Source organism: Pseudomonas sp. LTGT-11-2Z (assembly GCF_003691445.1).
Lineage (GTDB): Bacteria > Pseudomonadota > Gammaproteobacteria > Pseudomonadales > Pseudomonadaceae > Aquipseudomonas > Aquipseudomonas monteilii.
This window is the reverse complement of sequence record NZ_CP033104.1, coordinates 2,019,455-2,043,876: the sequence shown is the minus strand read 5'-3', so window position 1 is coordinate 2,043,876 and position 24,422 is coordinate 2,019,455. Positions and strand designations below refer to the sequence as shown.

Here is a 24,422-nt window from a genome sequence, read left to right as displayed (position 1 = left end):
AGAGGCGGATTGTAGCGTACTTGGGCGGTAATCGCGCAGAGGGGGCAGGCGGTTTATTTGACCTGCCAGACAGCCGCGCGCCCGGCGCGATCTATGCTTGTTTCATAGGCAATGTGTTCGGCCGGGCGTAGACATACGCAATTTCTTGACCTTTGAGTCAGAAAAATATTGACCTGCTAGACAGGTCTTGCTTAGAGTCCGCCCAACAACAATAAAACCATTGCGAGGCCATCCCCGTGATCCAGTTTCTCGTCAACCAGGAGTTGCGCAGCGAGCACGCCCTGGACCCGAACATGACGGTGCTGCAGTACCTGCGCGAGCACTTGGGCAAACCCGGCACCAAGGAGGGCTGCGCCAGTGGTGACTGCGGCGCCTGCACCGTGGTGGTCGGCGAACTGACCCAGGACGACCAGGGCAACGACAGCCTTCGGTATCGCAGCCTCAACTCGTGCCTGACGTTTGTCTCGTCGCTGCACGGCAAGCAATTGATCAGCGTTGAAGGCCTCAAGCATCAGGGCCAACTGCACAGCGTGCAGCAAGCCATGGCCGATTGCCATGGTTCGCAATGCGGCTTCTGCACCCCCGGTTTCGTGATGTCGCTGTTCGCCCTGCAAAAGAACAGCAGCGGCCCCGACCTGCATCAGGCCCAGGAAGCCCTGGCTGGCAACCTGTGCCGCTGCACCGGCTATCGGCCGATTCTCGACGCTGCCGAGCAGAGCTGCCGCCAGCCCTGCCGCGACCAGTTCGATGCCCAGCAGGCGCAAACCATCAGCCGCCTCAAGGCCATTGCACCCACCCAGACCGGCGAACTGAACAGCGGCGACAAACGCTGCCTGGTGCCGCTGACGGTGGCCGACCTGGCCGACCTTTACAGCTCGCACCCCGAAGCCCGCCTGCTGGCCGGCGGTACCGACCTGGCGCTTGAAGTGACCCAGTTCCACAAGACACTGCCGGTGATGATCTACGTCGGCCACGTGGCCGAGCTCAAGCGCATCGAGAAAACCGCCAGCCACCTGGAAATCGGCGCCGCCACACCCCTCACCGACTGCTACGGCGCGCTGAACGAGGAGTACCCAGACTTCGGTGCCTTGCTGCACCGGTTTGCCTCGCTGCAGATCCGCAATCAGGGCACCCTCGGAGGCAATATCGGCAACGCCTCGCCGATCGGCGACTCGCCACCCCTGCTGATCGCCCTGGATGCGCAGGTCGTCCTGCGCCAAGGCGAGCGTCAGCGGGTAATGCCACTGGAAGACTACTTCATCGACTACCGCATTACCGCCCGCCAGGACAGCGAGTTCATCGAGAAGATCATCGTGCCGCGTGCCACCTGCGACTGGGCGTTCCGCGCCTACAAGGTGTCCAAACGCCTGGACGATGACATCTCCGCCGTGTGCGGCGCGTTCAACCTGAGCATCGAAGACGGCGTGGTCAGTGGTGTGCGCATCGCCTTCGGCGGCATGGCGGCCATCCCCAAACGCGCCCGCGCCTGCGAAGCGGCGCTGCGTGGCAAACCGTGGGACCAGGCTGCCATCGAGCGCGCCTGCCAGGCCCTGGCCGAGGACTTCACCCCGCTCAGCGACTTCCGCGCCAGCAAGGAATACCGCCTGCTGACCGCGCAGAACCTGCTGCGCAAGTACTTCATCGAACAACAAACGCCGCACATCGAAACCCGGGTGACCGCTTATGTCTAACCATCACGTAGCCAAAAGCCAGGCCGAGATGGCCGAGCTGTTCAGCCAGGACCTGACCACCGGGGTCGGCCGCAGCGTCAAGCACGACAGCGCCGACAAGCATGTGTCCGGGGAGGCGCTGTACATCGACGACCGCCTGGAATTCCCCAACCAGTTGCACGTCTATGCGCGTACCGCCGACCGTGCCCATGCGCGTATCCTGCGCATCGACACAACGCCGTGCTATGCCTTCGAAGGCGTGCGTATCGCCATCACCCACGAAGACATCCCCGGCCTGAAAGACATCGGCCCTGTGGTGGCCGGCGACCCGCTGCTGGCCATCGACAAGGTCGAGTTCTTCGGCCAGCCGGTACTCGCCGTCGCAGCCCGCGACCTGGAAACCGCGCGCCGCGCAGCCATGGCCGCCATTGTAGAATATGAAGACCTGGAGCCGGTGCTGGACGTGGTCGATGCACTGCGCAAGAAGCACTTCGTGCTCGACAGCCACACCCACCAACGCGGCGATTCCGCCGCCGCGCTGGCCAGCGCCCCACACCGCATTCAGGGCACCCTGCACATCGGTGGCCAGGAACACTTCTACCTGGAAACGCAGATTTCCTCGGTGATGCCCACCGAGGATGGCGGCATGATCGTCTACTGCTCCACGCAGAACCCCACCGAAGTGCAGAAGCTGGTGGCCGAAGTGCTCGACGTGCCGATGAACAAGGTGGTGCTGGACATGCGCCGCATGGGTGGCGGTTTTGGCGGCAAGGAAACCCAGGCTGCCAGCCCGGCGTGCCTGTGCGCGGTAGTGGCCCGCCTGACCGGCCAGCCCACCAAGATGCGCCTGCCGCGTGTCGAAGACATGACCATGACCGGCAAGCGCCACCCGTTCTATGTCGAATATGACGTGGGCTTTGACGACAACGGTCGCCTGCACGGCATCAACTTCGACCTGGCCGGCAACTGCGGTTACTCGCCCGACCTGTCCGGTTCGATCGTCGACCGCGCCATGTTCCACTCCGACAACGCCTACTACCTGGGCGATGCCACCGTGCATGGTCACCGCTGCAAGACCAACACGGCCTCCAACACCGCCTACCGTGGCTTTGGCGGCCCACAGGGCATGGTTGCCATCGAACAGGTGATGGACCACATCGCCCGCCACCTGGGCCGCGACCCGCTGGCGGTGCGCAAGGCCAACTACTACGGCAAAACCGAGCGCAACGTTACCCACTACTACCAGACCGTCGAGCACAACATGCTCGATGATATGACTGCCGACCTGGAAGCCAGCAGCGACTACGCCGAGCGCCGCGAGTCGATCCGTCGCTTCAACGCCAACAGCCCGGTACTGAAGAAGGGCCTGGCGCTGACGCCGGTCAAGTTCGGCATCTCGTTCACTGCCACCTTCCTCAACCAGGCCGGGGCGCTGATCCACATCTATACCGACGGCAGCATTCACCTGAACCACGGTGGCACCGAGATGGGCCAGGGCTTGAACACCAAGGTCGCGCAGGTGGTGGCGCAGATCTTCCAGGTAGATTTCAGCCGCATCCAGATCACCGCCACCAACACCGACAAGGTGCCCAACACCTCGCCGACCGCAGCCTCCAGTGGCGCCGACCTGAACGGCAAGGCGGCGCAGAACGCTGCCGAAATACTGAAGAAGCGCCTGACAGAGTTCGCGGCGCGGCATTACAACGTGACCGAGGAGGACGTCGAGTTCCGCAATGGCCATGTGCGTGTACGCGACCAGATCGTCAGCTTCGAGCAACTGGTGCAGCAGGCGTACTTCGCCCAGGTGTCGCTGTCCAGCACCGGTTTCTACCGCACGCCGAAGATCTTCTACGACCGCAGCCAGGCGCGCGGCCGGCCGTTCTACTACTTCGCTTTCGGCGCCGCCTGCGTGGAAGTGATCGTCGATACCCTGACCGGCGAATACAAGATGCTGCGCGCCGACATCCTGCACGACGTAGGCGACTCGCTGAACCCGGCCATCGACATCGGCCAGGTGGAAGGCGGCTTCATCCAGGGCATGGGCTGGCTGACCACCGAAGAACTGGTGTGGAACGCCAAGGGCAAGCTGATGACCAATGGCCCGGCCAGCTACAAGATCCCGGCGGTGGCCGACATGCCGCTGGACTTGCGGGTGAAGCTGGTGGAGAACCGCAAGAACCCGGAAGACACCGTGTTCCATTCAAAGGCCGTGGGCGAGCCGCCGTTCATGCTTGGTATTGCTGCCTGGTGCGCCATCAAGGATGCCGTGGCCAGCCTGGCCGATTACCGCGTGCAGCCGAACATCGACGCGCCAGCCACACCGGAGCGGGTGTTGTGGGGGTGTGAGCAGATGCGCAAGGCGGTGGCGGCGGCGAAACCTGCCAAACCGGAACTGGAAACCGTCACCCACTGACAGCGAGGAACCCTGTGGGAGCGGGCACGCCCGCTCCCACAGAGCCTGCGGCGCAACATAGAGAGGTTGCATCATGCACCAATGGATCAACGCCCTCGCCGACCACCAGTCCCGTGGCGAAGCCTGCGTACTGGTGACCATCATCGAAGAACGCGGCTCCACCCCGCGTAACGCCGGCTCGAAAATGGTCGTCAGCGCCAATGGCCTGTTCGACACCATCGGTGGTGGCCACCTGGAATACAAGGCCCTGCACATCGCCCGGCAAATGCTCGAAGAACAGCGCACCGCCCCACACCTGGAGCGCTTCAGCCTCGGGGCCAGCCTGGGCCAGTGCTGCGGCGGCGCTACCGTGCTGTTGTTCGAGCCCATGGCTGCGGTGCAAGCGCACATCGCCGTGTTCGGCGCGGGCCATGTCGGCCGTGCTCTGGTACCCTTGCTCGCCGCGCTGCCCTGCCGGGTGCGCTGGATCGACTCGCGCGAACAGGAATTCCCCGAACTCATCCCCAACGGGGTGACCAAGGTCGTCAGTGAAGAACCGGTCGACGAAGTCGCAGACCTGCCACCAGGCTGCTACTGCATCGTCATGACCCACAACCATCAGCTCGACCTGGAACTGACCGCCGCCATTCTCAAGCGTAATGACTTCACCTGGTTCGGCCTGATCGGCTCGAAGACCAAACGGGTCAAGTTTGAGCATCGCCTGCGCGAGCGCGGTTACGACGATGCCGTGCTGGCGCGCATGCGCTGCCCGATGGGCCTGCCCGAGGTAAAGGGCAAGCTGCCTATCGAGATCGCTGTGTCCATCGCCGGTGAAATCATCGCCACCTACAACGCCTGCTTCGGCCAGCACGACGCTGCCGCCAATGCCGGCCCCATTGCCCAGTTGCTGCCGCCTTCCCGGCGCAGCCAAGCCATTTGACGAGTGTGTTATGACCGTTACCCGCAAAGCCTATCGCGCCGCCATCCTGCACAGCATCGCCGACCCGGCCGAGGTGGGCCTGGAGGCTTCCCATGAGTACTTCGAGGACGGCCTGCTGGTGGTCGACGATGGCCGCATCAGCGCCCTTGGCCACGCCAGCGAGCTGCTGCCGACCCTGGATGCCGGCATCCCGGTTGAACACTACCAGGACGCACTGATTACCCCAGGCTTTATCGATACCCATATCCACTTCCCGCAAACCGGCATGATCGGCTCTTACGGCGAGCAGCTGCTGGACTGGCTGAACACCTACACCTTCCCTTGCGAAAAGCAGTTCGCCAACAAGGACCACGCCGATCAGGTGGCGAAGATTTTCCTTAAGGAACTGCTGCGAAACGGCACCACCACCGCGCTGGTGTTCGGCAGCGTGCACCCGGAATCGGTCAATGCCTTGTTCGAAGAAGCCGAGCGCCTGGACCTGCGCCTGATCGCCGGCAAGGTGATGATGGACCGCAACGCCCCGGACTACCTGACCGACACGGCAGAGTCCGGCTACACCGAAAGCAAAGCACTCATCGAGCGTTGGCACGGCAAGGGCCGCCTGCACTATGCGGTCACCCCACGCTTTGCCCCGACCAGTACGCCCGAGCAATTGACCCTGGCTGGGCAACTGCTGAAGGAGCACCCAGGCGTGTATATGCACACGCACCTGTCGGAGAACCTCAAGGAAATCGATTGGGTGAAGGCGCTGTTCCCCGAGCAGAAGGGTTACCTGGACGTCTACGACCACTTCGAGCTGTTGGGCGAGCGCTCGGTGTTCGCCCACGGCGTACACCTGTGCGATGAGGAATGCCAGCGCCTGGCCGAAACCGGCTCGGCGGTGGCCTTCTGCCCCACCTCCAACCTGTTCCTGGGCAGCGGTCTGTTCAACTTGCCCCAGGCTGAGCGCTTCAAGGTCAACGTGGGCCTGGGTACCGACGTGGGCGCTGGCACCAGCTTCTCGCTGCTCAATACCCTGAACGAAGCGTACAAGGTGATGCAGCTGCAAGGCGCGCGCCTGCACCCTTACAAGTCACTGTACCTGGCCACCCTTGGCGGCGCCCGTGCGCTGCGCCTGGACGACCGCATCGGCAGCCTGCGACCGGGCAACGATGCCGACTTCGTGGTGCTGGACTACAAGGCAACGCCGCTGCTGGACTACCGCATTCAACAGTCCAACAGCATTGAAGAGACCTTGTTCGTGCTCACCACCCTGGGCGACGACCGCACTGTGCGCGAAACCTACGCAGCAGGCCGTTGCGTGCACCAGCGCTAAGGTTCTTTCGCCAGGCCCCGGTACAGCGCGCCGCCGATTGCAGCCCCGATCAGCGGCGCAACCCAGAACAGCCACAGCTGCTGCAGGGCCCAGCCACCGACGAATAAGGCCGGCCCTGTACTGCGCGCGGGGTTGACCGAGGTGTTCGTCACGGGAATGGAAATCAGGTGGATCAGGGTGAGGGCCAGGCCGATGGCAATCGGTGCGAACCCTGCCGGTGCCCGGGAGTCGGTCGCCCCCATGATCACCACCAGGAACATCGCGGTCATCACCACTTCACTGATAAAGCCCGCCCCCAGCGTGTAGCCGCCAGGCGAGTGGTCGGCGTAGCCATTGGACGCCAGCCCCGAGGACAGCTCGAAACCGGCCTTGCCGCTGGCAATGAGATAGATCACACCTGCAGCCAGGATGGCGCCGATCACTTGTGCGATGACGTAGGGCAGCAGCTCTTTGGCCGGGAAACGCCCACCCACAACCAGCCCGAACGAGACGGCAGGGTTGAGGTGACAGCCGGAGATATGACCGATGGCGAAGGCCATGGTCAGCACAGTGAGGCCGAAGGCGAAAGCAACACCGAGAACGCCGATACCGACAGGGGAACTGGCTGCGAGTACCGCACTGCCACAGCCGCCGAGGACCAGCCAGAAGGTGCCGACCAGTTCGGCCCCCATCCGTTTACCGAGGGACATGCTCATGAATCCATTCCTCAAGAAGTTGAACGCAACGAATGCGCAAGCCCAACTGCTTGATGAAGGTTTGCTCACAAGAATTTAGCAGACCTTTGGTCAATGGCCAGAAATGACTGGGGCCGCTTCGCGCCCCTCGATCAATCAGGCAAACGATCAACCCTTGGCCGAAACCTTTGGCTTTTTCAGCAGGTGCGAGAACACTGCATGCAGATCGTCCGAGGCACTCTCCTCGTCCAGGTTCAGCTTGCTGTCGATGTGGTCCATGTGGTGCATCATCAGGCTCACAGCCTGTTCGGCATCACGCGCCTCGATGGCATCGATCAGCTGCATGTGCTCGTCATACGAGCAATGCGAGCGGTTGCCGCTTTCGTACTGGGCGATGATCAGCGAAGTCTGCGACACCAGGCTGCGCTGGAAGCTTACCAGCGGTGCATTGCCCGCTGCCTCGGCCAGCTTGAGGTGGAACTCGCCGGACAGGCGAATGCCGGCCCCCCGGTCGCCACGCGAGAAGCTGTCGCGCTCTTCACGCACCATCTGCCGCAGCTCGTTGAGCTGGTCCAGGGTGGCGTGCTGCACGGCCAGTTCGGTAATGGCCCGCTCCACCATGCGCCGCGAGAAGAACACCTGGCGCGCTTCTTCCACCGTCGGGCTGGCCACCACCGCACCGCGGTTCGGCCGCAGCAGCACCACGCTTTCGTGGGCCAGGCGCGACAGGGCGCGGCGGATGATGGTGCGGCTGACGCCAAAGATTTCGCCCAGCGCTTCCTCGCTCAACTTGGTGCCCGGCGCTAGGCGCTGCTCGAGGATCGCCTCGAAAATGTGCGCGTAGACGATGTCGTCCTGGGTACCGCTGCGGCCGGCCTTGCCGACACGTGCAGGTTTTTTCAGAGGTTGCAGCTGTTCGTTCATGGGCTCTCGAGGCACGAAGAGAAAGTATGGCGCCATTGTACACAGGCTGAGGCGATTCCGCAGGTGGCGTTTTAGCTATATAGCCGTTGTACGACGCATTGCGCACACAAAACATAAAACATTATTTGCATTCTTTGTACACAAAAGCATAATCCACCGAGCAACTTCTTGACCCATGAGTCAACAAAATGGTCAGACGTCTGCCTTCCCTCGCGGAGCCTCCAAGTGCATTGCTCAGGAAAATGGCTCCATAACAACAAGAAAGACTTGAGGAGTACTCGCTGTGGAAAGCCGCAAATCCGAAGCCCCTACGCTGGATCTCGCCCCACCGCTCGAAACGAGCTGGCTGGAGCGGATTTTCAAACTCAAGCAACACGGCACCACCGTCAAAACCGAAATGATCGCCGGGGTGACCACCTTCATCACCATGGCCTACATCATCTTCGTCAACCCCAACATCATGGCCGACGCCGGCATCGACCATGGTGCCGCCTTCGTCGCCACCTGCATCGCCGCCGCGCTGGGCTGCCTGCTGATGGGCCTGTACGCCAACTGGCCGGTGGGCCTGGCCCCGGGCATGGGGCTTAACGCCTTCTTTACCTACACCGTGGTCGGCACCATGGGCTACAACTGGGAAACGGCGCTGGGGGCGGTGTTCGTCTCGGGGGTGCTCTTCATGTTCCTGACCTTGTCGAAAGTGCGCGAATGGTTGCTGAACAGCATTCCGGTCAGCCTGCGCCATGCCATGGGGGCCGGCGTCGGATTGTTTCTCGGGCTGATCGGCCTGAAGACAGCAGGCATCATCGTCGACAGCCCCGCTACCCTGATCAAGCTGGGCTCGCTGCATGAGCCAGGGCCACTGCTGGCAGCCGTGTGCTTCCTGCTGATTGCCATCCTCAGCTACAAGCGGGTGTTTGGCGCGATCCTGATCAGCATCATTGGCGTGACCCTGGCGGGCTGGGGCCTGGGGCTGGTCAAGTTTGGCGGGGTGATGTCGATGCCGCCAAGCCTGGCACCGACCTGGATGGCGATGGATGTGGCTGGCGTGTTCAACGTCAGCATGATCAGCGTGGTGCTGGCGTTTCTGTTCGTGCACATGTTCGACACCGCCGGCACGCTGATGGGCGTGGCGCAGCGCGCCAACCTGGTGGCGCCGGACGGGCGGATCGAGAACCTTTCGAAGGCGTTGAAGGCTGACAGTGCATCAAGTGTGTTCGGTGCAGTGGTGGGTGTGCCACCGGTCACCAGTTATGTGGAAAGTGCTGCGGGGGTCGCGGCGGGTGGCCGTACTGGCCTGACTGCGGTAGTCGTCGGCCTGCTGTTCATCGCCGCGATGTTCTTCGCCCCGCTGGCCGGGATGATCCCAGCCTACGCAACTGCCGGTGCGCTGATCTACGTGGCGATGCTGATGATGGGCAGCATGGCGCACATACACTGGGACGAGGCTACCGACAGCATTCCAGCGATTGTCACGGTCATCATGATGCCGCTGACTTTCTCCGTTGCCGACGGCATTGCCTTGGGCTTCATCAGCTATGTGGCATTGAAGGCGGGGACTGGCAAATACAAGGAAATCTCGGCCAGCCTGTGGGTCTTATGCGCAATCTTCATTGCGAAGTTCGTCTTCCTCTGACGCCTAGCCTGCGCAATGGGTGCTTAGGCGCCCATTGCCAAAACTCAGTTTGCACCGATTATTGCGCGGACAAGGCACTCGAAGCGCAGCCGGCTGCCTAATGAGATGTCAAGAGCCAAAGGCTCGGATGAAATTCGCATCAACACCGAGCTTTTCCAAGACATCATTCAATTCATACAGGTTCTCGAAGCGGGGCTGAAAGTGGCCAGAATGATTATTGAAAGAAATTTGACCACCGTCACCCAGGATGATGTATCCAGCGCTCTTTACGCTCTCGCCAAGACCCTTCGTGCCAAAACCCAGCCCAGAAAATTCAGCGAGGCTGCCGTGACTTGGCATTGTGAGGTCATCCTTGCTGCTGAACACGACCAACCGGCTCTCTTTGGTGAGTACAAATTTGTGGTTCCACCCCGGCTCGAGCTGCGCGAATGCGTTTTTGGTGGTTATCTCCCTGAATAAGGTCGTGCTCTGTTTTACTTGCTTAATCGCATAGTTCATCTCTTCACCCATATTCCGGTATTGATTGTTCGTGAGCCTCTCTTCCCAGGCAAGCGCTTTATAATGACTGGCTGCCTGCTCAACAAAACCGAAAATTTTTCTGGTTATATTCCTGAAAATGCCATTTTTGCCACTGGGATCCCGTCCGTTGACAGGATCATTCAGGCAGTAGGCATAGCCGTTGATTCCGCCTTTGTTAAAAGGGCTCAAGCCATCCGGGCTGATAAATCGCATCAAGCAAGGGTTGTAGACTCGGTGGCCATTTCCGAGTGCATAGCCTTCCAGCTCAGCCTGAAACAACTGACCATTGAAGCCTAATGCGCCGATCGGCGCCGATTTGGTGCTTCGGTAACCATACGGCGAATACACATTATCTATGCTCATCGGACAAACCCTCAGGTGCCACACGAGGTCCGATCATTTCAAATGAGTCCATGAGTGGCTACTGACAAAAATGTCAGCCGCACCCTTGATTCCACCTAGAAATACAAAAGCACCAGACGAAAAAAAGCCCGCCAGTGTGAGAGCGGGCCAAAGGACCTACGAAGATTCTTCTAGCGACCAACTAGCTTCCACGATAGGTCGAATAGCTGTATGGCGAGATCAGCAGCGGCACGTGGTAGTGCTCCTGTTGCTCGTCGATGCCAAAGCGCAGCACAACAACATCCAGAAACGCCTGGGCCGGCAGTTGCACACCACGGGCGCGGTAGTAATCGCCAGCGCTGAACTGCAGTTGGTAAACGCCAGAGCGGTAATCGTCACCTTGCAGCAACGGCGCGTCGACGCGGCCATCGCTGTTGGTCAGGGCGGTGTTCACCAGCTCCAGCTGCTGGCCTTCGACACGGTACAGCTCGACCTTGATCGAGCTGCCCGGGCAGCCATGCGCGGCATCCAGTACGTGTGTGGTCAAACGTCCCATTGCGTGTCGCCTCTTGTTCAATCTGTGGGCAAGAAATACTCAGCCTATGCACCCAAACAGGGCCTGCGGTAGGCGGGAATGACGCCATTAAGACATTCCACCGAAAAATTGTACACAATTTTTTGTGCCCATCCGTCGTACCCCGCGTTTCCTGCCTATAAACGACCCATCGGTCGCAAATACAGGCACTGTAACGACCCCAATGTCATTAGCTGACCGATCAGGCAGGTTTCTTGCACTGTATTTCCAGGTCGCTGCGAAGCGACAAAAGGGAAGAAATGCGGAAAAACAGGCTTACAAAAGATTTCAGAAGTTGTATACAATCAGCCCATCCGGTGGTGCGACATCCCGACGCGGCCCGCCCACCCCCCGCACAAACGCACAAGAAGGAAGACTGCAGTGAGCGCTGACTACCCTCGCGACCTGATCGGTTACGGCAACAACCCTCCTCACCCGCAATGGCCGGGCAACGCTCGCATCGCGCTGTCTTTCGTCCTCAACTACGAAGAAGGCGGCGAACGCAACATCCTGCACGGTGACAAGGAGTCCGAGGCCTTCCTGTCCGAAATGGTAGCCGCCCAGCCACTGCAGGGCGCGCGTAACATGAGCATGGAATCGCTGTACGAATACGGCAGCCGTGCCGGGGTGTGGCGCCTGCTGAAGCTGTTCAAGGACAGCGGCGTCCCGCTCACCATCTTCGCCGTGGCCATGGCCGCCCAGCGCCACCCCGACGTGATCCGCGCCATGGTCGAGGCTGGCCACGAAATCTGCAGCCACGGCTACCGCTGGATCGACTACCAGAACATGGACGAGGCCCAGGAGCGCGAGCACATGCTCGAAGCCATCCGCATCCTCACCGAACTCACCGGCGAACGCCCGCTGGGCTGGTACACCGGCCGCACCGGCCCGAACACCCGTCGCCTGGTGATGGAGGAAGGTGGCTTCCTGTATGACAGCGACACCTACGACGACGACCTGCCCTACTGGGAGCCGAACACCCCTACCGGCAAGCCGCACCTGGTGATCCCCTACACCCTGGACACCAACGACATGCGCTTCACCCAGGTACAGGGCTTCAACTGTGGCGAGCAGTTCTTCCAGTACCTGAAGGACGCCTTCGATGTGCTGTACGCCGAAGGCGCCGAAGCACCGAAGATGCTGTCCATCGGCCTTCACTGCCGCCTGGTCGGCCGCCCGGCGCGCCTGGCCGCCCTGAAGCGCTTCGTCGATTACGCCAAAAGCCATGACCAGGTCTGGTTCGCCCGTCGCGTGGACATCGCCCGCCACTGGCACACCACCCACCCGTACAAGAAAGAGAACGCCTGATGACTGCCTTCAACACCCTCAAGCCATCCGCCCTGGGCCGTGACGCCTTCGTCAACGCCTTCGCCGACATCTACGAGCATTCGCCGTGGGTGGCCGAAAAGGCCTATGACCTGGGCCAACTGGGCGAGCTGGACGAAATCGAAGCCCTGCACCAACGCATGAGCGACATCCTGCTCAGCGCCAACCACGCCGACCAGTTGGCACTGATCAACGCTCACCCGGACCTGGCCGGCAAGGCCGCCATCCAGGGCGAGCTGACCGAATCGAGCACCAACGAACAGGCCGGTGCCGGCATTCACCAATGCACCGCCGAAGAGTTCGCCCGCTTCACCGAGCTGAACGATGCCTACAAGGCCAAGTTCCAGTTCCCGTTCATCATGGCGGTGAAGGGCAGCAACCGGCACCAGATCCTCGCCGCCTTCGAGAAGCGCATCCACAACGACGCCGATGCCGAGTTCAAGGAAGCCCTGGCGCAGATCAACCTGATCGCCCTGTTCCGCCTGCTGCAGCTGTAAGCAACAGCCGAACCTTTTTCAGTACAACGAATAGATAAGAGAGACCCGCATGCGCACCCTGATGATCGAGCCCCTGACCAAAGAAGCCTTCGCCCCCTTCGGTGACGTGATCGAAACCGACGGCAGCGACCACTTCATGATCAACAACGGCTCGACCATGCGCTTTCACAAGCTCGCCACGGTCGAAACCGCCGAGCCTGAAGACAAGGCGATCATCAGCATCTTCCGCGCCGACGCGCTGGACATGCCGCTGACCGTACGCATGCTGGAACGCCATCCGCTGGGCAGCCAGGCTTTCATTCCGCTGCTCGGCAACCCCTTTCTGATCGTGGTCGCGCCCGTTGGCGATGCACCTGTATCAGGCTTGGTCCGGGCCTTCCGCAGTAATGGCAGGCAGGGCGTTAATTACCATCGCGGCGTCTGGCACCACCCGGTGCTGACGATCGAAAAGCGGGATGATTTCCTGGTGGTTGATCGCAGCGGTTCTGGCAACAACTGCGATGAGCATTACTTCACCGAGGAACAGATGCTGATCCTCAATCCCCACCAATAAGAAAAGGTCGGTCATCGTTCACGGTGATCGGCAGAGGTACATACTGTGGAAGCACACCTTCACGAATGGCTGAACCTGAGCATTCGCTGGGTTCACATGATCACCGGTGTCGCCTGGATCGGTGCATCGTTCTACTTCGTCTGGCTGGAGAACCACCTGAATCGAAGCAACCCGCGCGATGGGTTGTCGGGTGATCTCTGGGCGATTCACGGCGGTGGTATCTACCACCTGGAGAAATACAAGCTCGCACCCCCGAAAATGCCCGAGAACCTGCACTGGTTCAAATGGGAAGCCTACTTCACCTGGATGTCCGGTATCGCCCTGCTGTGCGTGGTGTTCTACTGGAACCCGACCCTGTACCTGCTGGCCCCTGGCAGCACCCTGAGCGGTGCCGAAGGCGTGGCCATCGGGATCGGCTCACTGATCGCCGGCTGGTTCATCTACGACTTCCTGTGCGACTCGCCCCTGGGCAAGAAGCCAGCGCTGCTCGGTGCTGTACTGTTCGTGCTGATCATCGCCGCGTGCTGGGGCTTCAGCCTGGTGTTCAGCGGCCGTGGTGCGTACCTGCACACCGGCGCGATCATCGGCACCATCATGGTGGGTAACGTGTTCCGCATCATCATGCCGGCCCAGCGCCAGCTGGTGGCGGCGATCGAGAACAACCAGACGCCCGACCCGGTACTGCCGGCCAAGGGCCTGCTGCGTTCGCGTCACAACAACTACTTCACCCTACCGGTGCTGTTCATCATGATCAGCAACCACTTCCCGAGCACCTACGGTAGCCAGTACAACTGGCTGATCCTGGCCGGCATTGCAGTAGCCGCGGTTCTGATCCGCCACTACTTCAACACCCGTCACGACAGCAACAAGTACGCCTGGACCCTGCCGGTCGGCGCCCTGGCAATGATCTGCCTGGCCTACGTCACCGGCCCTAAGCCGATGGCTGTTTCGCCTGAGCAAGCCGCAGCGAAAGTCGAGTACCAGCCACTGCCTGCTACTGCCGTAGGTGGCAAGACCGCCGCCGAACTGCGTGCCGAAGAAGCAGCCAAGCCTGCCGAAGCACCGGCTCAAGCACCTGCCCAGGCGACTGCCCAGGCTGGCGGCGACAGCTTCGACAAGATCCACAACGTCATCCAGGAACGCTGCACCGTGTGCCACTCGTCCAAGCCGACCAGCCCACTGTTCAGCGCCGCCCCTGCCGGTGTGATGTTCGACACCCCGCAGCAGATCCAGGCACAGGCCGCGCGCATCCAGGCGCAAGCGGTCGCCAGCCAGATCATGCCGCTGGGCAACATCACCCAGATGACCACCGAAGAGCGCAAGCTCGTCGGTGACTGGATCGCCAAAGGTGCCCCGGTCAACTGATCGAAGCCGCAAGCTTCAAGCCTCAAGCTGTAAGTCGTAGGTAACAAGCAAGCATCGAGCGTCAGGCTCCAACGCGGATCAACAAGCTTCTACGTGAAGCTTGCCGCCTGGAGCCTGCCGCTTGGATCCGAGAATAAAAACAAAACTCGAGGTGCTGCATGTCCGAGTCACGCAAGGCGTACATCCCCATTGCGCCGCCGCGCGAGCCCTTGCCCCTGTTCCAACTGATCCTGGTTGGCCTGCAACACGTTCTGCTGATGTACGGTGGCGCCATCGCCGTGCCGCTGATCATCGGCCAGGCCGCCGGGTTGTCCCGTGAAGAAGTCGCTTTCCTGATCAACGCCGACCTGCTGGTCGCTGGTGTCGCCACCATCATCCAGTCGTTCGGTATCGGCCCGGTGGGCATCCGCATGCCGGTGATGATGGGGGCCAGCTTCGCTGCCGTCGGCAGCATGGTGGCCATGGCCGGCATGCCCGGCGTGGGCCTGCAGGGGATCTTCGGCGCGACCATCGCCGCCGGGTTCTTCGGCATGCTGATCGCGCCGTTCATGTCCAAGGTGGTGCGCTTCTTCCCGCCGCTGGTCACCGGTACGGTGATTACCTCGATTGGCCTGTCGCTGTTCCCGGTGGCGGTCAACTGGGCCGGTGGCGGCCATGAAGCAGAAACCTTCGGCTCGCCGATCTACCTGCTGGTAGCCGGCCTGGTGCTGGCGGTGATCCTGCTGATCAACCGCTTCATGCGTGGGTTCTGGGTCAACGTGTCGGTACTGGTGGGCATGGGCCTTGGCTACATCCTGGCCGGTTCCATCGGCATGGTCGACCTGTCGGGCCTGAAAGACGCACCGTGGTTGCAAGTGGTCACCCCACTGCACTTCGGCATGCCGACCTTCAGCCTGGCGCCGATCCTGTCCATGTGCCTGGTGGTGGTGATCATCTTCGTCGAGTCCACGGGCATGTTCCTGGCCCTGGGCAAGGTGACCGATCGCGAAGTCACCCCAGGGATGCTGCGGCGCGGCCTGCTGTGCGATGCCGGTGCATCGTTCATCGCCGGCTTCTTCAACACCTTCACCCACTCATCGTTCGCCCAGAACATCGGCCTGGTGCAAATGACCGGGGTGCGCTGCCGCTTTGTCACCATCGTGGCCGGTGCACTGCTGATTGTGCTCAGCCTGCTGCCGAAGGCGGCCTTCCTGATTGCCTCGATCCCGCCTGCGGTGCTGGGCGGCGCCTCCATTGCCATGTTCGGCATGGTGACCGCCACCGGGATCAAGATTCTTCAGGAAGCGGACATCGGCGACCGCCGCAACCAGCTGCTGGTGGCGGTGAGCGTCGGCTTCGGGCTGATCCCCGTGGTGCGTCCGGAGTTCTTCGCCCAGATGCCACAGTGGATGGAACCCATCACCCACAGTGGTATCGCCATGGCCACGGTCAGTGCCCTGGTGTTGAACGTACTGTTCAACATCCTCGGTGGCGCCGAACGCGCGGTGCACAACGACGCTTGTCACCAGCATTGAGCCAGACGGGGCGGCGCATGGCCGCCCCGCATTCATATAAGCAGTAAACGCAACACCGTCGGCCCGCCGGAATGGGCCGCCCGGGGCGCCTGCGCGCCAAAAAAACCGCCAACAAAAACAATAAGTCCGGGAATCACAACATGAAGCGCATCACCACGTCCCTGCTGCTGGGCAGCAGCCTGCTGGCCACCGTCCCCTCGCATGCAGGCGAATGGCTGCAATGGCACGGCGAAAGCCTGACCTACCTGTACGGCAAGGACTTCAAGGTCAACCCTGATATCCAGCAGACCATCACCTTCGAGCACGCCAACAAATGGAAGTACGGCGACACCTTCATGTTCGTCGACAAAATCTTCTACAACGGCAAAGCCGACGCCAGTAAAGGCGTGACCACCTACTACGGCGAGTTCAGCCCACGCCTGTCATTCGGCAAGATCTTTGACAAGAAGCTGGCTTTCGGCCCGATCAAGGACGTTCTGCTGGCCATGACCTACGAGCGCGGCGAAGGCGACAACGAGGCCTACCTGATCGGCCCTGGTTTCGACCTGAACATCCCCGGCTTCAACTATTTCACCCTGAATTTCTACGTGCGCAACACCGAGGGCAGCCGCCCGGGTGACAACGTCTGGCAGATCACCCCCGGCTGGTCGTACACCCTCCCCGTGGGCAGGTCCGACATTCTGATCGACGGCTACATGGACTGGGTCACCGACAACGACCAGACCCGCCGTGGCACCTACCACGCCAACCTGCACTTCAACCCGCAGGTGAAGTACGACCTGGGCAAAGCGCTGAACCTGGGCGCCAAGCAGCTGTACGTGGGCTTTGAGTACAGCTACTGGAAGGACAAGTACGGCATCGACAGCCGCGGCAACCTGGACAGCAACCAGAGTGTCGCCAGTGCGCTGATCAAAGTGCACTTCTAGAAAACTGACCAAACGCACAAGTTTGTACCACCCCGCTCCAGGACGGAGCACTTGAGACGCGGCGCGCAAGCCAGTAATCTGCGCGCCCCCTCGATCAGGGCAGAACGGATTCTGCCTGCGTTTACTGACCGCTCAGTCAATGAATACGGGCGGTTGGCCAACGTGTTGCCAGCCTGAAAGACCCTTTTCATCCGTTCAGAACGAAGTCGAGCAGGAAGGTTTTGCCAACCCAGGAAAGTTGGCCCAACCCTTGCCAAACAGCTGTGGCCTATCGAAAAAAGCTGACTCAAAAGACAAAAAGCGCCAATAACGAGCGCTGACAACAGATCAATCAAGGGAGCGACACTTTCAATGCGTACCATCAACAGCCTGATCCTCGCCGGCGGCCTGCTGGCCTGTGGCACCACCTTCGGCGGCGACCTGCTGCAATGGCAGAACAACAGCCTGACCTACCTGTGGGGCAAGAACTTCAAGGTCAACCCGGCGATCCAGCAAACCGTCACCTTCGAGCATGCCGATGGTTGGAAGTACGGCGACAACTTCATCTTCGTTGACAAGATTTTCTACCAGGGCCAGAAGGACGCCGGCAACGGCCCGAATACCTATTACGGTGAGATCAGCCCACGCCTGTCGTTCAACAAGATTTTTGACCAGAAGCTGGAGTTCGGCCCGGTCAAGGACGTGCTGCTGGCCATGACCTATGAGTTTGGCGAGGGTGACACCGAGTCGTACCTGATCGGCCCGGGCTTCGACCTGGCCATCCCGGGCTTCGACTACTTCCAGCTGAACTTCTACAACCGCACCACCGACGGCAGCCGCGCCGGCGACAACGTGTGGCAGATCACCCCGGTGTGGTCGTACACCATCCCGGTCGGCGATTCCGACGTGCTGATCGACGGCTTCATGGACTGGGTGGTGGACAACGACGAGAACCGTCGCGGCACCTACCAGGCCAACCTGCACTTCAACCCGCAGATCAAGTACGACCTGGGCAAGGCCCTGCACCTGGGCGAGAAGCAGTTGTACGTGGGTGTGGAGTACGACTACTGGAAGAACAAGTACGGCATCAAGGACAGCGATGCGTTTACCACGGACCAGAACACTATGAGTTTCCTGGTCAAGGTTCACTTCTGATTTGAGTCAGGGGCCGCTCTGCGGCCCAATGCAATGTTATGTGGCAGGCCGAACCGCCCGCCACAATTTGCCGACAACCGCTACCACCGCCAGCGCCACGGCACCGGCCACCACCCCGGCTACGCCGTTGAGCAACGCCCCGGTCAGCGCCCCACCGCGCCCCTCGCTGAACGCCTCGATGGCGTGATGCAGGGGCGCAATGCCATGCACCAGAATCCCGCCGCCCACCAGAAACATCGCCGCCGTGCCAATCACCGACAGGCTCTTCATCATGTACGGCGCCGCCCGCAGAATGCCGTTACCCACCACCTGCGCAAGCCGCGAGGTCTTCCGGGTCATCCACAGCCCCAGGTCATCCAGCTTGACGATGCCGCCTACCAGCCCGTAAACGCCGATGGTCATGACAATGGCAATGCCCGACAGCACGATGATCTGCTGGGTCAGCGGCGCATCGGCCACGGTGCCCAGGGTGATGGCGATGATCTCCGCCGAGAGAATGAAGTCGGTGCGCACCGCGCCCTTGATCTTGGTTTTCTCGAACGCCACCAGGTCGACGTTGGCATCGGCCACCGCCTCCTTACGGGCTTCGTGCTCAGCCTCATCCTCCTCTTTACTGTGCAAGAACTTGTGTGCCAGCTTCTCGAAACCCTCGAAGCACAGGTAGGCACCGCCCACCATCAGCAGCGGCGTCACCGCCCAAGGGATGAACGCGCTGATCAACAGCGCCGCCGGCACCAGGATGGCCTTGTTCACCATCGACCCCTTGGCCACCGCCCACACCACCGGGATTTCGCGTTCGGCGCGCACACCGGTGACCTGCTGGGCATTCAGCGCCAGGTCGTCGCCCAGCACGCCTGCGGTTTTTTTCGCTGCCACTTTGGTCATCACCGAGACGTCATCGAGCACCGTGGCGATGTCGTCGATCAGTACCAGTAGACTGCTTCCTGCCATGTTTGCCTGTATCCAGATGTGTATGTGCCATCGATTCTAGCCCAAAGCCGCTGCCTTGAGCCCCCGTCGAGCCCGGTGCTACCATGCCCGATCCCTCTTAGAGGTGGCCAGACACGAGGAAGATCCCTGACCATGAGCACCATTCGCGAGCGCAACAAGGAACTGATCCTGCGCGCGGCCAGCGAGGAATTCGCCGACAAGGGCTTCGCCGCCACCAAGACCAGCGATATCGCGGCCAAGGCCGGCCTGCCCAAGCCGAACGTGTATTACTACTTCAAATCCAAGGACAACCTCTACCGCGAGGTCCTGGAAAGCATCATCGCGCCAATCATGCAGGCGTCGACGCCGTTCAATGCCGACGGCGATCCGAAGGAAGTGCTGAGTTCATACATTCGTTCGAAGATCCGCATTTCGCGTGACCTGCCGCACGCCTCCAAGGTGTTCGCCAGCGAGATCATGCACGGCGCCCCGCACCTGTCGCCGAACCAGGTGGAGCAGCTGAACGAACAGGCCCGGCACAACATCGAGTGCATCCAGCGCTGGATCGACCGCGGGCAGATCGCCCATGTGGATGCGCACCACCTGATGTTCAGCATCTGGGCGGCGACACAGACTTATGCGGATTTCGATTGGCAGATTTCTGCGGTGACCGGCAAGGCCAAGCTGGCCGAAAGCGATTACGACGCGGCGGCCGAGACCATTATTCGCATGGTGCTCAAGGGCTGTGAGCCCGAGGTGGCCTGAACCTCGGCGTTGGCTTGTTCGCGGGTAAACCCGCTCCCACAGGGACTCCACAAGCTGCAGGTCAGTGGTCATCCTTGTGGGAGCGGGTTTACCCGCAATAGGCCGGAATAGGCAATAGAGCTTTAGGCAGCTACCCCTGCATCTGCCCGCAACCCCACCTCCTCGATCGCACTGATCGCGCACTGCTCGTCAATGTCCGACGTATCCCCGCTGATCCCGACAGCACCCAGCACCTTGCCAGCCTGATCACGAATCAGCACCCCACCCGGCGCCGGCACTACCGGCCGTTCACCCATCCCGTTCAGCGCCGCAAAAAACGCCGGCCGCTGCTGTGCATCCAGTGCCAGCAAACGCGACCCCTTGCCCAGCGCAATCGCACCCCAGGCTTTACCCGTGGCCACCTCAGGCCGGATCAGGCTGGCGCCATCCTCGCGCTGCAGCGCCAGCAAGTGCCCGCCGGCATCCAGCACCGCCACGGTCAGTGGCGCGGAGTTGATCTTGCGGCCCGCCGCCAGTGCGGCATTCACCAGGCTGACAGCAACGTTCAGGTTCAAAGCGTTCATGGAAAGGTCCTCTTCTTGTTGTGAGAAGCCCTGAGGGCAGTTGAAAACCGATAGGACAAATAGAACACAACGGGATGTATTTTTGTATACAATATTTTGAAACGATCGTATGCGATGGTGCAAATCGCCGTTTTCACGGGCGCTCTGGCGAAAGCCAGCTTAGCCGATGAAAACCCATTGACCTGAGGCGCCAGCCGTGAATACACTCTGTCGCAACGCAAGTTGTATACAATTACAAAATCGATGAGGCACAAACCATGAGCAAAATGAGAGCAATCGATGCAGCCGTTCTGGTCATGCGCCGTGAAGGTGTAGATACCGCGTTCGGCATCCCGGGGGCTGCCATCAACCCGTTGTACTCGGCCCTGAAGAAAGTCGGTGGCATCGATCACGTCCTCGCTCGTCACGTCGAAGGTGCCTCGCACATGGCCGAGGGCTACACCCGTGCCAACCCGGGCAACATCGGCGTGTGCATCGGCACTTCCGGCCCGGCCGGCACCGACATGGTCACCGGCCTGTACAGTGCCTCGGCCGACTCCATCCCGATTCTCTGCATCACCGGCCAGGCCCCGCGTGCCCGCCTGCACAAGGAAGACTTCCAGGCGGTAGACATCACCAACATCGTCAAGCCGGTGACCAAGTGGGCGACCACTGTTCTGGAACCAGGCCAGGTGCCTTACGCCTTCCAGAAGGCCTTCTATGAAATGCGCACCGGCCGCCCAGGCCCGGTACTGATCGACCTGCCGTTCGACGTGCAGATGGCCGAAATCGAATTCGACATCGACGCCTACGAGCCGCTGGCCATCAACAAGCCGTCCGCCACCCGCGTTCAGGCCGAAAAAGCCCTGGCCCTGCTCAATGACGCCGAGCGCCCACTGCTGGTGGCCGGTGGCGGCATCATCAACGCCGACGCCAGCGACAAGCTGGTCGAGTTCGCCGAACTGACCGGCGTGCCGGTCATCCCGACCCTGATGGGCTGGGGCACCATCCCGGACGACCACGCACAAATGGTCGGCATGGTCGGCCTGCAGACTTCGCACCGCTACGGCAACGCCACCCTGCTCAAATCCGACCTGGTGTTCGGTATCGGTAACCGCTGGGCCAACCGCCACACCGGTTCGGTCGACGTTTACACCGAAGGCCGCAAGTTCGTGCACGTCGACATCGAACCCACCCAGATCGGCCGCGTGTTCACCCCGGACCTGGGCATCGTTTCCGACGCTGGCAAAGCGCTGGACGTGTTCCTGGAAGTGGCCCGCGAGTGGAAAGCCGCCGGCAAGCTGAAGTGCCGCAAGGCCTGGCTGGAAGACTGCCAGCAGCGCAAAGCCAGCCTGCAGCGCAAGACCCACTTCGACAACGTGCCGGTCAAGCCGCAGCGCGTATACGAAGAAATGAACCAGGTGTTCGGCAAGGACACCTGCTACGTCAGCACCATCGGCCTGTCGCAGATTGCCGGCGCGCAGTTCCTGCATGTGTACAAGCCACGCCACTGGATCAACTGCGGCCAGGCCGGTCCGCTGGGCTGGACCATCCCTGCCGCGCTGGGCGTGGTCAAAGCCGACCCCAAGCGCAAGGTTGTCGCGCTGTCGGGTGACTACGACTTCCAGTTCATGATCGAAGAGCTGGCCGTGGGCGCGCAGTTCAACCTGCCGTACGTGCACGTGCTGGTGAACAACGCCTACCTGGGCCTGATCCGTCAGGCGCAGCGTGGCTTCGACATGGATTACTGTGTACAACTGGCGTTCGAGAACATCAACTCCACCGACGCTGCCACCTACGGTGTCGACCACGTCGCCGTGGTCGAAGGCCTGGGTTGCAAGGCCATTCGTGTGTTCGAGCCGGCAGAAATCGCCCCTGCCCTGATCAAGGCACAGAAAATGGCCGAAGAGTTCCGCGTGCCGGTGGTGGTCGAAGTGATTCTCGAGCGTGTAACCAACATTTCCATGGGCACCGAGATCAACGCGGTCAACGAGTTCGAAGACCTGGCCCTGGTCGGCAACGACGCGCCAACCGCCATCTCGCTGCTGGACTGATCGCCTGACGCCCCCAGGCCTACCTGGGGGCCTTCAACGCAAGGAGACAACCCATGCCTCGCTTCGCTGCCAACCTGTCCATGCTGTTCACCGAACAGGACTTCCTGGCCCGCTTCAAGGCTGCCGCCGATGCTGGTTTCAGCGGTGTCGAATACCTGTTCCCGTACGACTTCAGTGCTGCCGAAATCAAGCAGCAGCTGGAGGCCAACGGCCTGACCCAGGTGCTGTTCAACCTGCCTGCTGGTGACTGGGCCAAAGGTGAGCGTGGCATCACCTGCCACCCCGACCGCATTGAAGAATTCCGTGCCGGTGTCGACAAGGCCATCGAGTACGCCAAGGTGCTGGGCAACACCCAGGTCAACGCCCTGGCCGGCATCCGCCCCCAAGGCCCGGACTGCGCCACCGTGCGCAAGACCTTCGTGGAAAACCTGCGCTACGCCGCCGACAAGCTCAAAGCCGCCGGCATTCGCCTGGTCATGGAAATGATCAACACCCGCGACATCCCGGGTTTCTACCTGAACACCACTCAACAGGCGCTGGAAATCCAGGCCGAGGTGGGCAGCGATAACCTGTTCCTGCAGTACGACATCTATCACATGCAGATCATGGAAGGTGACCTGGCGCGCACCCTGGAAGCCAACCTGCCACTGATCAACCACGTCCAGCTGGCCGACAACCCCGGCCGTCACGAGCCAGGTACCGGCGAGATCAACTATCGCTTCCTGTTCGAGCACCTGGACCGCATTGGCTACCAGGGCTGGGTGGGCGCGGAATACAAGCCCAAGACCACCACCGAAGCAGGCCTGGGCTGGCTGAAAACGCACAACGCAATCTGAACGAGCCGGGCGCACAGCGCCTGATGTGAACAAATACAAAGAGGCACATTGTCATGGCTAAAATCGGTTTCATCGGCACCGGCATCATGGGCAAGCCCATGGCCCAGAACCTGCAAAAAGCAGGTCACAGCCTGTTCGTTTCCACCCATCACGACGCCGCGCCAGCCGAGCTGATCGCCGCCGGTGCAGTGGCCCTGGCCAATCCGAAGGAAGTGGCCCAGGAAGCCGAATTCATCATCGTCATGGTCCCGGACACCCCGCAGGTCGAAAGCGTCCTGTTCGGTGAAAACGGCGTGGCCGAAGGTGTGGGCCCGAACAAGGTGGTGATCGACATGAGCTCGATCTCCCCTACCGCCACCAAAGCCTTCGCCGAAAAAATCAAGGCTACCGGCGCCGCCTACCTGGACGCTCCGGTATCCGGCGGTGAAGTCGGTGCCAAAGCCGCGACCCTGAGCATCATGGTCGGTGGCTGCCCGAAAGCCTTCGAGCGCGCTCTGCCGCTGTTCGAAGCCATGGGCAAGAACATCACCCGCGTGGGTGGTAACGGCGACGGCCAGACTGCCAAGGTGGCCAACCAGATCATCGTTGCCCTGAACATCCAGGCTGTTGCCGAAGCCCTGCTGTTCGCTGCCAAGAACGGCGCCGACCCGGCCAAGGTGCGTGAAGCCCTGATGGGCGGCTTCGCTTCGTCGAAGATCCTCGAAGTGCATGCCGAGCGCATGATCAAAGGCACCTTCGACCCGGGCTTCCGCATCAACCTGCACCAGAAAGACCTGAACCTGGCCCTGCAAGGTGCCAAGGAGCTGGGCATCAACCTGCCCAACACCTCCAATGCCCAGCAAGTGTTCAACACCTGCCAGGCGCTGGGCGGCGGCAACTGGGACCACTCGGCGCTGATCAAAGGCCTGGAGCACATGGCCAACTTCTCGATCCGCGACGACCAATAAAACCTACCGGCCTCATCGCGAGCTGCGCTCGCTCCTACAGGATCAGCGTA

General features: G+C 61.3%; 22 protein-coding genes. 16 read left to right on the top strand and 6 right to left on the bottom strand.

The genetic code is table 11. The features are described from left to right. Nucleotides 1-236 precede the first annotated feature (236 nt). The 4 genes from xdhA to guaD all read left to right on the top strand — a co-directional run bounded on the left by xdhA (nucleotide 237) and on the right by guaD (nucleotide 6,317). A complete protein-coding gene (gene xdhA, locus D8767_RS09650) occupies nucleotides 237-1,691 on the top strand; it encodes a xanthine dehydrogenase small subunit (RefSeq protein WP_016711720.1) in 1,455 nt (484 codons plus the stop codon). Further along, complete coding sequence (gene xdhB, locus D8767_RS09645) at nucleotides 1,684-4,083, top strand: xanthine dehydrogenase molybdopterin binding subunit (RefSeq protein WP_016711721.1); 2,400 nt, start codon at nucleotides 1,684-1,686, stop codon at nucleotides 4,081-4,083. The genes xdhA and xdhB overlap by 8 nt, the downstream gene beginning before the upstream one ends. Before the next feature lie 73 nt (nucleotides 4,084-4,156). Then, entirely contained in the window at nucleotides 4,157-5,002 is an 846-nt protein-coding gene (xdhC, locus tag D8767_RS09640; protein ID WP_016711722.1) for a xanthine dehydrogenase accessory protein XdhC, read from the top strand. A 10-nt stretch (nucleotides 5,003-5,012) separates the two neighbouring features. Beyond that, the gene (guaD, locus tag D8767_RS09635; RefSeq protein ID WP_016711723.1) at nucleotides 5,013-6,317 is read left to right on the top strand and encodes a guanine deaminase; all 1,305 of its coding nucleotides are present in this window, start codon (nucleotides 5,013-5,015) and stop codon (nucleotides 6,315-6,317) included. Here the strand turns inward: guaD and aqpZ are convergent. Next, nucleotides 6,314-7,012 (bottom strand): aquaporin Z, encoded by a 699-nt coding sequence (gene aqpZ / locus D8767_RS09630; protein WP_016711724.1) that lies wholly within the window; start codon nucleotides 7,010-7,012, stop codon nucleotides 6,314-6,316. The two genes, guaD and aqpZ, sit on opposite strands and share 4 nt — an antisense overlap. A 147-nt stretch (nucleotides 7,013-7,159) precedes the next feature. Continuing rightward, nucleotides 7,160-7,915, bottom strand: a complete 756-nt coding sequence (locus D8767_RS09625; RefSeq protein ID WP_012273431.1) for a GntR family transcriptional regulator — start codon at nucleotides 7,913-7,915, stop codon at nucleotides 7,160-7,162. A gap of 283 nt (nucleotides 7,916-8,198) precedes the next feature. Between D8767_RS09625 and D8767_RS09620 the strand changes: the two genes are divergently transcribed. Then, entirely contained in the window at nucleotides 8,199-9,548 is a 1,350-nt protein-coding gene (locus D8767_RS09620) for an NCS2 family permease (protein WP_016711725.1), read from the top strand. Between the two features lie 108 nt (nucleotides 9,549-9,656). Here the strand turns inward: D8767_RS09620 and D8767_RS09615 are convergent, their stop codons facing one another. Next, nucleotides 9,657-10,430, bottom strand: coding sequence for an RHS repeat-associated core domain-containing protein (locus D8767_RS09615; protein WP_016711726.1), 774 nt, complete (start codon nucleotides 10,428-10,430; stop codon nucleotides 9,657-9,659). A gap of 181 nt (nucleotides 10,431-10,611) precedes the next feature. Beyond that, nucleotides 10,612-10,965, bottom strand: coding sequence for a hydroxyisourate hydrolase (gene uraH, locus D8767_RS09610; RefSeq protein ID WP_016711727.1), 354 nt, complete (start codon nucleotides 10,963-10,965; stop codon nucleotides 10,612-10,614). A 399-nt stretch (nucleotides 10,966-11,364) separates the two neighbouring features. On the opposite strand from uraH, the gene puuE reads away from it, so the two are divergent. From puuE to D8767_RS09575, 7 genes are all read left to right on the top strand, one after another. Continuing rightward, a complete protein-coding gene (puuE, locus tag D8767_RS09605; protein WP_016711728.1) occupies nucleotides 11,365-12,291 on the top strand; it encodes an allantoinase PuuE in 927 nt (308 codons plus the stop codon). After that, the gene (gene uraD / locus D8767_RS09600) at nucleotides 12,291-12,806 is read left to right on the top strand and encodes a 2-oxo-4-hydroxy-4-carboxy-5-ureidoimidazoline decarboxylase (RefSeq protein WP_016711729.1); all 516 of its coding nucleotides are present in this window, start codon (nucleotides 12,291-12,293) and stop codon (nucleotides 12,804-12,806) included. The genes puuE and uraD overlap by 1 nt, the downstream gene beginning before the upstream one ends. Nucleotides 12,807-12,855: 49 nt before the next feature. Further along, nucleotides 12,856-13,359: an ureidoglycolate lyase gene (locus D8767_RS09595; protein WP_012315446.1), complete on the top strand. Its 504-nt coding sequence runs from the start codon at nucleotides 12,856-12,858 to the stop codon at nucleotides 13,357-13,359. A 45-nt stretch (nucleotides 13,360-13,404) separates the two neighbouring features. Beyond that, a complete protein-coding gene (locus tag D8767_RS09590) occupies nucleotides 13,405-14,724 on the top strand; it encodes a urate hydroxylase PuuD (RefSeq protein ID WP_016711730.1) in 1,320 nt (439 codons plus the stop codon). Nucleotides 14,725-14,882: 158 nt separating this feature from the next. Continuing rightward, nucleotides 14,883-16,238 (top strand): nucleobase:cation symporter-2 family protein, encoded by a 1,356-nt coding sequence (locus D8767_RS09585; protein WP_016711731.1) that lies wholly within the window; start codon nucleotides 14,883-14,885, stop codon nucleotides 16,236-16,238. Nucleotides 16,239-16,378: 140 nt separating this feature from the next. Then, nucleotides 16,379-17,164 (top strand): outer membrane protein OmpK, encoded by a 786-nt coding sequence (locus D8767_RS09580; protein WP_026020506.1) that lies wholly within the window; start codon nucleotides 16,379-16,381, stop codon nucleotides 17,162-17,164. Nucleotides 17,165-17,515: 351 nt separating this feature from the next. Next, nucleotides 17,516-18,298 carry an outer membrane protein OmpK gene (locus D8767_RS09575; protein WP_016711733.1) on the top strand — a complete coding sequence of 261 codons (783 nt, stop codon included), beginning with the start codon at nucleotides 17,516-17,518 and terminating at the stop codon, nucleotides 18,296-18,298. Nucleotides 18,299-18,334: 36 nt separating this feature from the next. On the opposite strand, the gene D8767_RS09570 is transcribed toward D8767_RS09575, so the two are convergent. Continuing rightward, entirely contained in the window at nucleotides 18,335-19,249 is a 915-nt protein-coding gene (locus D8767_RS09570) for a DUF808 domain-containing protein (RefSeq protein ID WP_016711734.1), read from the bottom strand. Between the two features lie 132 nt (nucleotides 19,250-19,381). Here D8767_RS09570 and D8767_RS09565 point away from each other — a divergent pair, with 132 nt between their 5' ends. After that, complete coding sequence (locus D8767_RS09565; RefSeq protein ID WP_016711735.1) at nucleotides 19,382-19,993, top strand: TetR/AcrR family transcriptional regulator; 612 nt, start codon at nucleotides 19,382-19,384, stop codon at nucleotides 19,991-19,993. Nucleotides 19,994-20,115: 122 nt separating this feature from the next. On the opposite strand, the gene D8767_RS09560 is transcribed toward D8767_RS09565, so the two are convergent. Continuing rightward, nucleotides 20,116-20,556 (bottom strand): heme-binding protein, encoded by a 441-nt coding sequence (locus D8767_RS09560; protein WP_016711736.1) that lies wholly within the window; start codon nucleotides 20,554-20,556, stop codon nucleotides 20,116-20,118. A 257-nt stretch (nucleotides 20,557-20,813) separates the two neighbouring features. Between D8767_RS09560 and gcl the strand changes: the two genes are divergently transcribed. From gcl to D8767_RS09545, 3 genes are read left to right on the top strand one after another with little or no spacing between them, the layout of a single operon-like run. Further along, entirely contained in the window at nucleotides 20,814-22,589 is a 1,776-nt protein-coding gene (gene gcl / locus D8767_RS09555) for a glyoxylate carboligase (protein ID WP_016711737.1), read from the top strand. Between the two features lie 53 nt (nucleotides 22,590-22,642). After that, a complete protein-coding gene (gene hyi / locus D8767_RS09550; protein ID WP_016711738.1) occupies nucleotides 22,643-23,425 on the top strand; it encodes a hydroxypyruvate isomerase in 783 nt (260 codons plus the stop codon). 53 nt (nucleotides 23,426-23,478) lie between these two features. Next, nucleotides 23,479-24,372 carry a 2-hydroxy-3-oxopropionate reductase gene (locus tag D8767_RS09545; protein ID WP_016711739.1) on the top strand — a complete coding sequence of 298 codons (894 nt, stop codon included), beginning with the start codon at nucleotides 23,479-23,481 and terminating at the stop codon, nucleotides 24,370-24,372. The last annotated feature ends 50 nt before the right edge of the window (nucleotides 24,373-24,422 follow it).